At 68.9% G+C, this 10,534-nt stretch carries 8 protein-coding genes; all 8 read right to left on the reverse strand.

The window, feature by feature from the left end:
* Positions 1–53: 53 nt before the first annotated feature.
* The gene (gene pgi / locus Q4V64_RS12135) at positions 54–1,709 is read right to left on the reverse strand and encodes a glucose-6-phosphate isomerase (protein ID WP_124443131.1); all 1,656 of its coding nucleotides are present in this window, start codon (positions 1,707–1,709) and stop codon (positions 54–56) included.
* 64 nt (positions 1,710–1,773) lie between these two features.
* A complete protein-coding gene (locus Q4V64_RS12140) occupies positions 1,774–3,042 on the reverse strand; it encodes an MFS transporter (protein ID WP_124443130.1) in 1,269 nt (422 codons plus the stop codon).
* A gap of 133 nt (positions 3,043–3,175) precedes the next feature.
* A complete protein-coding gene (locus Q4V64_RS12145; protein WP_003976875.1) occupies positions 3,176–3,511 on the reverse strand; it encodes an RNA polymerase-binding protein RbpA in 336 nt (111 codons plus the stop codon).
* Between the two features lie 214 nt (positions 3,512–3,725).
* Complete coding sequence (gene secG, locus Q4V64_RS12150) at positions 3,726–3,956, reverse strand: preprotein translocase subunit SecG (RefSeq protein WP_029181151.1); 231 nt, start codon at positions 3,954–3,956, stop codon at positions 3,726–3,728.
* A gap of 131 nt (positions 3,957–4,087) precedes the next feature.
* Positions 4,088–4,864 (reverse strand): triose-phosphate isomerase, encoded by a 777-nt coding sequence (gene tpiA / locus Q4V64_RS12155; RefSeq protein WP_124443129.1) that lies wholly within the window; start codon positions 4,862–4,864, stop codon positions 4,088–4,090.
* A 6-nt stretch (positions 4,865–4,870) separates the two neighbouring features.
* Positions 4,871–6,082 carry a phosphoglycerate kinase gene (locus tag Q4V64_RS12160; protein ID WP_124443128.1) on the reverse strand — a complete coding sequence of 404 codons (1,212 nt, stop codon included), beginning with the start codon at positions 6,080–6,082 and terminating at the stop codon, positions 4,871–4,873.
* A 134-nt stretch (positions 6,083–6,216) separates the two neighbouring features.
* Positions 6,217–7,224: a type I glyceraldehyde-3-phosphate dehydrogenase gene (gap, locus tag Q4V64_RS12165; protein ID WP_124443127.1), complete on the reverse strand. Its 1,008-nt coding sequence runs from the start codon at positions 7,222–7,224 to the stop codon at positions 6,217–6,219.
* 224 nt (positions 7,225–7,448) lie between these two features.
* The gene (locus tag Q4V64_RS12170; RefSeq protein ID WP_124443126.1) at positions 7,449–10,400 is read right to left on the reverse strand and encodes a M14 family metallopeptidase; all 2,952 of its coding nucleotides are present in this window, start codon (positions 10,398–10,400) and stop codon (positions 7,449–7,451) included.
* Between the last annotated feature and the right edge of the window lie 134 nt (positions 10,401–10,534).

The raw sequence follows: 10,534 nt of genomic DNA on the forward strand, positions 1-10,534 counted from the left end.
CCGCGGCTACCAAGAGGTGCGGAAGCGGACAGTCGTCCGCTTCCGTGCCCATGTCACTGCCGGCCGCGCAGCTCCCGGTACGTGGCGACCAGGGCCTTGGTCGACGCGTCCAGGCCCGGCACCTCCGCGCCCTCGGTGAGGGCGGGCTCCACGCGCTTGGCGAGGACCTTGCCGAGCTCGACGCCCCACTGGTCGAAGGAGTCGATGTTCCAGATCGCGCCCTGGACGAACACCTTGTGTTCGTAGAGGGCGATGAGCTGGCCGAGGACCGACGGGGTCAGCTCGCGGGCGAGGATCGTGGTGGTCGGGTGGTTGCCCTTGAACGTCTTGTGCGGCACCAGCTCCTCCGGCACGCCCTCCGCCCGCACCTCCTCCGGCGTCTTGCCGAAGGCCAGCGCCTGCGTCTGGGCGAAGAAGTTCGCCATCAGCAGGTCGTGCTGGCCCGCCAGGCCCGGCCGCAGGTCGGCGACCGGCTCGGCGAAGCCGATGAAGTCCGCCGGGATCAGCTTGGTGCCCTGGTGGATGAGCTGGTAGTACGCGTGCTGCCCGTTGGTGCCCGGCGTGCCCCACACCACCGGCCCGGTCTGCCATCCGACCTCCTGCCCGTCCCGGCCGACGTACTTGCCGTTGGACTCCATGTCCAGCTGCTGCAAGTAGGCGGTGAACTTGGACAGGTAGTGGCTGTAGGGCAGCACCGCGTGCGACTGGGCGTCGTGGAAGTTGCCGTACCAGACGCCCAACAGGCCCAGCAGCAAAGGCAGGTTGGACTCGGCGGGCGCGGTGCGGAAGTGCTCGTCGACGAGCCGGAAGCCGTCGAGCATCTCCCGGAAGCGGTCCGGGCCGATGGCGATCATCAGGGACAGGCCGATCGCCGAGTCGTAGGAGTAGCGCCCGCCGACCCAGTCCCAGAACTCGAACATGTTCGCCGTGTCGATGCCGAACTCGGAGACTTTCTCGGCGTTTGTCGACAGGGCGACGAAGTGCTTCGCGACGGATTCCTGACCGGCTCTCAGCTCGGTGAGCAGCCAGTTGCGGGCCGAGGTCGCGTTCGTGATCGTCTCGATCGTGGTGAAGGTCTTGGAGGCGATGACGAACAGCGTCTCCGCTGCGTCCAGGTCGCGGATGGCCTCGTGCAGGTCGGCACCGTCCACGTTCGACACGAAGCGGACCGTGAGGTCGCGGTCGGTGTACGCGCGCAGCGCCTCGTACGCCATCGCGGGGCCCAGGTCGGAGCCGCCGATACCGATGTTGATCACGTTCTTGATGCGCCGGCCGGTGTGGCCGGTCCAGGCGCCGGAGCGGACGCGCTCGGCGAAGTCGGCCATCTTGTCGAGGACGGCGTGCACCGCCGGGACGACGTTCTCCCCGTCGACCTCGATCACCGCCTCGCGCGGCGCCCGCAGCGCGGTGTGCAGCACGGCCCGGTTCTCGGTCGTGTTGATCTTCTCGCCGCGGAACATGGCGTCTCTGAGGCCGAAGACGTCGGTCGCGGCGGCCAGCTCGCGCAGCAGCCGCAGCGTCTCGTCGGTGACGAGGTGCTTGGAGTAGTCGACGTGCAGGTCACCGACCTGCAAGGTGTATCCGGTGCCCCGCCCCGGGTCGGCGGCGAACAGCTCGCGCAGCCGCACCTCGCCGAGTTCCTCGCGGTGCTTGGCCAGAGCGGTCCACTCGGGCCTCTGGTTGAGCCGGTTACGGCCGTCTGCGTTCATGTCGGACTTCAGCCTTCTTTCGTCCCTGTCCGTGCTGCCCCGCTGCCGTTCCCAACCTAATTGATCAGCGTGGGGCGTGAGCTGTCGTGGCGTCGTCGTCCGACGCAACAACAGATACGTCCGCCTTGAGCGCGGGTATCAGCGCGGTGACGGACAGGACGAAGAAGGCCGCCGCGAGCAGAGCCGGAGTGTTCAGACCCCAGGCGGTGGCCACGACGCCGCCCAGCAGAGCGCCCAGGGGTGCACCCGCCACAGCCAGGGTCCGGAAGGCGGAACTGACCCGGCCCACCATCCCCGCGGGGCTGCGCTCCTGCATCAGCGTCCTGGTGTTGACGTTCCACACCATGCCCATGAACCCGAAGACGGCCATGGCGACCGCGAGGGCCACCGGGCTGCGCACCGAGCCCATGACGACCAGCGCACCGATCTGCACGGTCCCGGCGAGCAGCACCGCACGGACCCGCCCGAGCCGCGCGACGAGCCGGCCGCTCGCCACTCCCCCGGTCAGGCCGCCGATCGTGTACGCGGTCATGGCCGCCGCGTACCCCGCCGTACCGGCGTCCAGCCAGCCGGTCACCAGGAGCACCAGGCCCGCGATGAGGGCGCTCACGCCGATGTTGCACAGGGCTGTGGCGGCGCACAGCCCGCGCAGGGCCTTATCGCGCCCCAGGGTGCGCAGCCCTTCGGCGATCTCCCGGCGCAGGGTGCTGCCGGGCGGTCTCGGCTTCCGCTCCGGCACGGCGGTCCGCAGGGAGGCGACCAGCGCGGCGGCCACCAGGTAGGTCACGGCGTCGGCCGCGAAGGGCGCGGCGGCTCCGGCCACCAGCAGCAGCGGCACGACGGGCGCGCCCAGCAGGCCGCCGGCGATCTGCTGGCCGGTCATCAGGCGGGCGTTCGCGCTGCCCAGCGCTCCCCGGTCCACCAGGGCGGGCAGCAGGGCCGTGGAGGCATTGTCGAACAGCGTCTGGAAGGTGGTGAGGGCGAAGGCCAGCGCGATCAGCAGGCCGATCGAGGCGTGCCCGAGGGCGACGGTCACCGCGAAGCACGCGACGAGCAGCCCTCGTACCGCATCCACCGTCCACATCGCGCGCCGCTGGTCCACGCGGTCCGCGACGGCGCCGCCGAGCAGTCCGAAGACGATCCAGGGCAGATAGCCGCAGGCGGTGACCGCGGCGATGAGCATCGGCCGGTCGGTCAGTGTCGCGGCGAGCAGGGGCAGCGCGGATCGACGCAGCGCGTCACCGAAGCTGGAGAGCACGGCGGCACTCCACAGCCGTCCGAATCCTCCGCGCCACGCGGGCGCACGCCCGTCCGCCACCTCGACCGTCGCCACAAGTCCCCCTCACGGTTCGCCGATTCACAAACCGTAAAGGGCAGCACTGACAATCGGTCCGCACTCACGTGGCCGCAGGTGCGAGAAACAGCTCCGGCCAGGCACCGCTCGGTGCCCGGCCGGTTGTCGATTCCTAGATTTCGCCCCGCAGTTTGGCGAGCGCCTCGGCGAGGATCGCCTCGCCGTCCGCGTCGCTGCGTCGCTCCCGCACATAAGCGAGATGCGTCTTGTAGGGCTCGGTGCGTGGCGGGTCCGGGGGGTTGTCCCGGTCCTGCCCCGCCGGAAAGCCGCAGCGCGGGCAGTCCCAGGTTTCGGGGACCTGCGCGTCGCTGGCGAAGCTGGGCTGCGTCTCGTGCCCGTTGGAGCACCAGAAGGAGATGCGCAGCCGCGGCGCGGACTCGCCGCGCTCGGCCTCGCCCATCGGCCCCGCCCCGACCCGGCTTCCTCGGATCGCGTTGCCACTTGCCACGGTCGTAACTCCCTGCGTGATGGTGCCGCAAAGCGAGTCGGCGTTTCGCTTCACTGCGAGCGCCTCAGTCTACGTAAGGCCCAACGCGCGTCCAGTGATTCGAGTTACAACCCCTACACACAAAGACGCAAGCCCCATGATAGGCCGCGCTCCGGAGGGCGCACCGAACATGGGGCGTTACGTGCGGAATGGGCGTGCGCGTGTGCGACGCTGATCAGTTGTTCACCTTCATCAGAATGCCGAGTACGACAATGCACGCGAACCACAGCAGACCGACCACCACGGTGATGCGGTCGAGGTTGCGCTCGGCGACCGAGGAGCCTCCGACGGACGACTGCATGCCGCCACCGAACATGTCGGAGAGGCCGCCGCCCTTCCCCTTGTGCATCAGCACCAGCAGCATCATCAGCAGGCTGAAGACGATCAGGGCGATCGAGAACCCCATAACCACGGCTGGACCAACTTCCTCGGATCTGGATAGACGACGGGGGCCGAAGCTCTTTCGCGAGCTTTTCGAGCTCGCCTTTACAGCCTCCGGCCCCCGCAAGGGTACGACGGATCGCGCCTACCGCATACTCACTGGTCGCGGAACCGCACGATCTTGACGAACTCCTCGTGGTCCAGCGAGGCTCCGCCGACCAGGGCGCCGTCGATGTCGGCCTGCGCCATGATCTCGGCGACGTTGCCCGACTTCACGGAGCCGCCGTACTGGATGCGGACCTTGTCGGCCAGGTCCTGGGAGTACAGCTCGGCGATCTTGCCGCGGACGGCCGCGCAGACCTCCTGGGCGTCCTCGGCGCCGCAGACCTTGCCGGTGCCGATGGCCCACACCGGCTCGTAGGCGATCACGATCGTCTCGGCCTGCTCGGCCGGGAGGTCCTTCAGGCCGCCCTCGACCTGGGCGAGGGTGTGGGAGACGTGGTTGCCCGCCTCGCGGACGTCCAGCTCCTCGCCGACGCACAGGATCGGGGTGAGGCCGTGCTTGTAGGCGGCCTTGACCTTGGCGTTCACCAGCTCGTCGGTCTCGCCGTGGTACTGGCGGCGCTCGGAGTGGCCGATCGCGACGTAGGTGCACCGCAGCTTGGCGAGCATCGGTCCGGAGATCTCACCGGTGTAGGCGCCGCCGTCGTGCGCGGAGATGTCCTGGGCGCCGTACTTGATCTTCAGCTTGTCGTGCTCGACCAGGGTCTGCACGGAGCGCAGATCGGTGAAGGGGGGCAGGACGGCGACCTCGACGGCCTCGTAGTCCTTGTCGGCCAAGGCGAAGGCGAGCTTCTGGGTGTGGGCGATGGCCTCGAGGTGGTTGAGGTTCATCTTCCAGTTGCCCGCCATCAGCGGCGTGCGCGTACTCATGCTTGCTCAGTCCTCCAGTGCGGCGAGGCCGGGGAGCGTCTTGCCCTCGAGGTATTCGAGGGAGGCGCCGCCGCCGGTCGAGATGTGGCCGAATGCGGTCTCGTCGAAGCCCAGGGTGCGGACGGCCGCGGCGGAGTCGCCGCCGCCCACCACGGTGAAGCCCGGGGAGTCGAGGAGGGCCTGGGCGACCGCCTTGGTGCCCTCGGCGTAGTCGGGGTGCTCGAAGACGCCCATGGGGCCGTTCCAGAAGACGGTGGCGGCGTCGGCGAGCTTCGAGGCGTACAGCTTGCGGGACTCAGGCCCGATGTCGAGACCCATCTGGTCGGCCGGGACGGCGTTCGCGGCGACGGTGTTCGGGTTGGCCGGGGCCTTGGTCTTCAGGTCCGGGAACTCGGGGGCGGCCACCACGTCGACGGGGAGAACCAGCTCGACACCGTTCTTCTCGGCGCGCTCGATGTACTCGACGACGGCCGGGATCTGGTCCTCCTGGAGGAGGGAGCTGCCGACCTCGTAGCCCTTGGCCTTCAGGAAGGTGTAGGCCATGCCGCCGCCGATGAGCAGCCGGTCGGCCTTGCCGAGCAGCTGGTCGATGACGGCGAGCTTGTCGGAGACCTTGGCGCCGCCGAGGGCGACGACGTAGGGGCGCTTGACGTCCTCGGTGAGCTTCTTCAGGACGGCGACCTCGGTGGCGATGAGGTAGCCGGCGGCGTGCGGCAGCCGGGCCGGCAGGTCGACGACCGAGGCGTGCTTGCGGTGCACCGCTCCGAAGCCGTCGCCCACGTACAGATCGGCGAGCTCGGCGAGCTGGTCGGCGAAGGCTCCGCGCTCGGCGTCGTCCTTGGCGGTCTCGCCTGCGTTGAAGCGCAGGTTCTCGATGACGGCGACCTGGCCGTCGGCGAGGCCGGCGACCGTGGAACGGGCGGACTCGCCGACCGTGTCGGTCGCGAAGGCCACGTCGGCGCCCAGGAGTTCACCCAGGCGCGCGGCGGCGGGACCGAGCGAGAAGGCCGGGTCCGGGGCGCCCTTGGGGCGGCCCAGGTGCGAGGCGACGACCACGCGGGCGCCCGCCTCGGCGAGGGCCTTGACGGTGGGCAGCACGGCCCGGATGCGACCGTCATCGGTGATCTTGGTGCCGTCCAGCGGCACGTTCAGGTCGGCGCGGACGAAGACCCGCTGGCCGCCCACGCCTTCGGCGAGAAGTTCGTCGATCGTCTTCATGGAGGGAACTCCTGAGGAGGGCTCGTGATGCTCGTGATCGTAGGAGGGCTGATCTGCACGTGAGTCAGGGCTCGGGCAGCGCGTCCCTGCGCTGCCCGAGCCCTGCTCTCACATCGAAGTGCCTGCTCTGTCGATCAGAGCTGGTTGCCGACGAAGACCGTCAGGTCGACGAGGCGGTTGGAGTAGCCCCACTCGTTGTCGTACCAGCCGATGACCTTCACGTTCTTGCCCTCCTGGACCATGGTCAGGGAGGAGTCGAAGGTGCAGGACGCCGGCTCGTTGACGATGTCGGAGGAGACGATCGCGTCCTCGGTGTACTCGAGAAGGCCCTTGAGCTCGCCCTCGGCGGCCTTCTGGAAGGCGGCGTTGACCTCTTCCTTGGTGACCTCGCGGCCGAGCTCGACGACCAGGTCGGTGACCGAGCCGGTCGGGACCGGGACGCGCATCGCGATGCCGTCCAGCTTGCCCTTGAGCTGCGGCAGGACCAGGGCGGTGGCCTTGGCGGCACCGGTGGTGGTCGGGATGATGTTCTCGGCGGCGGCACGGGCGCGGCGCAGGTCCTTGTGCGGGAAGTCCAGGATGCGCTGGTCGTTCGTGTACGCGTGCACCGTCGTCATCAGGCCCTTGACGATGCCGAAGTTCTCGTCGAGGACCTTGGCCATCGGCGCCACACAGTTGGTGGTGCAGGAGGCGTTGGAGATGACGTGGTGGTTCGCCGCGTCGTACTTGTCGTGGTTGACGCCCATCACGATGGTGATGTCCTCGTCCTTGGCCGGAGCCGAGATGAGGACCTTCTTGGCACCGCCGGTGATGTGCTTCTCGGCGTCGGCCTTCTTCGTGAAGATGCCGGTCGACTCGATGACGATGTCGACGCCCAGCTCGCCCCACGGGATGTCGGCGGGGTTGCGCTCGGACAGGACCTTGATGGTCCTGCCGTCGACGGTGATCGTGTCGGCGGTGTGGGAGACCTCCTGCTTGAGGCGGCCCAGAATGGTGTCGTACTTCAGCAGGTGAGCGGTGGTCGCGGTGTCACCCAGGTCGTTGACAGCCACGATCTCGATGTCTGCACCCTGCTCCAGCAGCGCGCGGAAGTAGTTACGACCGATGCGGCCAAAGCCGTTGATGCCTACGCGGATCGTCACGAACCGATCTCCTCGTTGGTACGCCGGTTTCGAGACCGGCGAGCTGTATGGGATGTCCCCGACCGCCTACGACCCTACCTCCCTGAGGCGTCCGGGGTGACATCGAGATGTCCCATACACGGCACGGCGGTCCGTACCCGCCAGTAGGGGTACGGACCGCCCGGGCCGGAAAGCCCTGTCACTCGATCCGGCGACCTGAAGTCACGCCGGTTTGACCAGGTGGATCACCCTTTGAGGGCGGTAAGCGCCTTCTTGAGCAGGGCCGTGCGGTCGGCCGCCGAGGCGACGTGCTCCAGGCCGAAGCCCAGCAGCACGGTGTCGTCCGTGGTGACCGCTCCGTATGTCTGGAACAGGGCCCCGGTGCGTGCCCAGTCCTTGAGGACGGCCGGGCTGCCCGCGGGCGGTCCGGCGACCTTCCAGGCGCCCAGTGACGTCTCGAAGCCCTCGGTCTCGGTGGCCGTGCCACCGACGACGAGCGAGGCGTCGTCGGCGAGGACACCGCGGCCGCCGCTGCCCGGGTCGGAGACGTAGCTGATCGAGACCTCGACCGACTTGCCCGCGTACGCGCTCAGGTCGAAGTTCACCTGCCGCCAGCCCCCGGAGGCGCCGGTGAGGGCGTTCCACGAGCCGGTGGTGCCCGTCGCGGTGCAGCCGCCGGCACCGACGGTCAGGTAGTGCTCGAGCCAGGGGTGCTCGCCCACGTAGTAGCCGCCCGAGCAGTCCTCCGGCACGGTGGTGCGGGTGGCGCCGCCCGCCTCCGGGAGCGTCGTCCAGTCGTCGGCCCCCGTGGTGTGGGCCTCGACCAGCACGTTGTCGTAGCCGGGCTCGGTGTCCCACAGCAACTGGGTGCGCAGGGTGGGCTTGTCGGCCGCGGTGACGCCGGTGAGGTCCACGGTGCGGGTGAGCCGCTTGTAGGCGTCGTCGGTGTGGACTGCGGCGGCCATGGAGGCGCCCGCATGAGGTCCGTACGGGTTGCCGGTCCCGGCGAACTGGCCCGCGCCCGCGCTGGCGAACTGGGGGAACTTGTCGACGGGCAGTTCGTCCGAGGTCACGCCGTACGTTCCGGCGCGGTCCAGCGGGTTGCCGGTCGCCCCGGTGAGCGCGCCGGTGAAGCCGCCGAGCCTGCCGGAGCCGGTGAAGCCGGTGGCCCCGGGGGTCGACGCCCGTGTGTAGGCGCCCAGGTAGTACTGACCGAAGTCGTTCGACAGGGTGCCGCCGCCGAGATCGACGTTGCCGCCCGCCTGCTCCCCGGCCTCGATCAGCTTGCCGCCCTCGTTGAGGTGGGCCCGCAGCTGGAGCTGAGTGGCGATGCCGGGGACGTTCGCGCCGGTGTAGTGGACGACCGTCTTGAAGTGCCCGAGGACCCCCAGCGCGTCGGGCGCGCCCTGCGTGGCGACGTCCCACACGAGCGCCTTGCGGCCGTTCGCCTTCAGCGCGTCGACGTACGTCTGCGCCTGTGTGGCGGCCGCGCCCTCCTCGGCGACGACGAGGGTGTCCGCGCGCGGCCGTTCGGCCACGGTGTAGGTGAAGTGCTCGCTGGAGACCGGCTTTCCGCTCTTCGTCTCGCCGGTGAACCACACCTCGACCTTGTCGCCCGGGTCGCCGTCCTCGACCTCGGCCCGGTACTCGTCGAAGTAGAGGTTGTCCTCCCCGCCGTACGTCTCGCCGCCCTTCCATGCCTTGAGCGCCCTGTCCTGCGTACGGCCGCCGTTGACGCGGTACTTGAGCTCCTTGTCGCGCACGGACTTGCGTACGACGACGGAGACCTCCTGGTCGGCGCCGCGCGAGTACGACGTCGAGAAGGCGGCCGGGGTGAAGTCGGCGGCGCTCAGGCCGACCGCGGACTTCGGCCGGTCGGGGCGGGCGGCGGACTCGGCGAGGGAGAGCGCGAACGGGACGTTCTTGGCGAACTCCTGCTGGATCAGCGTCTCGTCGTCCGGGAAGGTGAAGATCGACTGGCAGTCCTCCGGCTTCCAGGCGTCGTTCGGGTCGACGTTCGAGGCGGTTTCGCACGTCGACATCTCGGGGGTGAACATCGCCATGCCGTTGACGTTCGCCGCGTGGCCGTCGGCCTCGCCGTTGGTGGTGTAGAGCTCCGAGGAGACCTGCGGGTGGTAACCGGGGATCGCGGAGTTCTCCGGCGTACCGGCGAGCGCCTCGTAGAGCACGTCGTCCGGGGTGGGCGTGGCGACCTGCCAGCCGACCCCGTAGAGGAGGAGTTCGGCGGCGGAGTGGTAGTTGATGCCGTACGTGAAGCCGATCCGCTTCTCGAAGGCGTCGAGGGCCTTGGTCTCGGGCTCGGAGCCGGGGGCCGCACCGCGGTAGGTCTGGCTGGTGGGGTTGGGGGACGAACCCTCGTCGTCGTAGCCCCACTTGTAGGAGAAGTTGCGGTTGAGGTCGACGCCGTCGCCGGTGGTGATGGCGCCGTCGCCGTTGTTGTCCCGCAGGTTCTTGCGCCACAGACGGTTGTCGGGGTCCTGGAAGGTGTAGTCGTAGCCGTCGGGGTTGGCCGTCAGCACGAACCACAGCTCGGTGGAGTCGACGACCTTCTTGACGCGCTTGTCCGTCTTGTAGTTGTCCAGGTAGTGGTGCATCAGCCGGCGGGTCATCTCCGGCGTGATCCACTCGCGCGCGTGCTGATTGGACAGGTAGAGGACGGAGGGCTTGGAGCCGTCCTTGGACTTCTTGGCACCCTTGGTCATCTTGAGGGCCAGGATGTCCTGGCCGCCCACCGTCTTGCCGATGGAGACGACCTTGGTGAGGTCGGGGTGCTCCTGGCTGGTCTTGAGGATCTCCTCTTTGAGACCGCCGCTTCCGCTGTACGGCCGGAACACGCCCTCGGCGGCGTCCTTGACGCGGTTCCCGGCCTTGGCGGACAGCTTGTGCTCTCGAAGGTCGACGCCCTTGTCCTCGAGCTTCTCGGCCTGCTGGTCGGTGAGGTAGACCTCGACGGTGGCCTTGCCCTTCTCGGGCACCTGCTCACCTAATTCGTGGCCGTCCTGGCCGGCCGCCAGCAACAGGGGTACCTGCTTCTGGGTGACCTCGGCCCGGAAGACCTTGACCTCGTTCGGATCGGGAGAACCGGGGCCTTGCGCTGCCTGGGCGATGGGTGCGATTCCCGCACCGCCCAGCAGGAGTGCGCCAACAGCGAGGATCGGTCTCGCTTTTCGTCTCATGAACCCCCCTAGCAATGGTTCGCCACACTGGCGAGCACATGCCAGGCTCATGTCACTTCGTGATCGAGTCAAGGGTGCCTCAAGCACATGCGAACGCCGGTGCCGGTGGCCCAAGTGGGCGTCGGCACCGGCGT

It is taken from the genome of Streptomyces sp. NL15-2K, from assembly GCF_030551255.1.
Lineage (GTDB): Bacteria > Actinomycetota > Actinomycetes > Streptomycetales > Streptomycetaceae > Streptomyces.

Excerpts from the sequence above, each read along its gene's own strand:
- secG (WP_029181151.1), bottom strand. The coding sequence starts at position 3,956 with ATGGGGTTCTCGATCGCCCTGATCGTCTTCAGCCTGCTGATGATGCTG.
- tpiA (WP_124443129.1), bottom strand. The coding sequence starts at position 4,864 with ATGAGTACGCGCACGCCGCTGATGGCGGGCAACTGGAAGATGAACCTC.
- pgi (WP_124443131.1), bottom strand. The coding sequence starts at position 1,709 with ATGAACGCAGACGGCCGTAACCGGCTCAACCAGAGGCCCGAGTGGACC.
- Q4V64_RS12170 (WP_124443126.1), bottom strand. The coding sequence starts at position 10,400 with ATGAGACGAAAAGCGAGACCGATCCTCGCTGTTGGCGCACTCCTGCTG.
- Q4V64_RS12160 (WP_124443128.1), bottom strand. The coding sequence starts at position 6,082 with ATGAAGACGATCGACGAACTTCTCGCCGAAGGCGTGGGCGGCCAGCGG.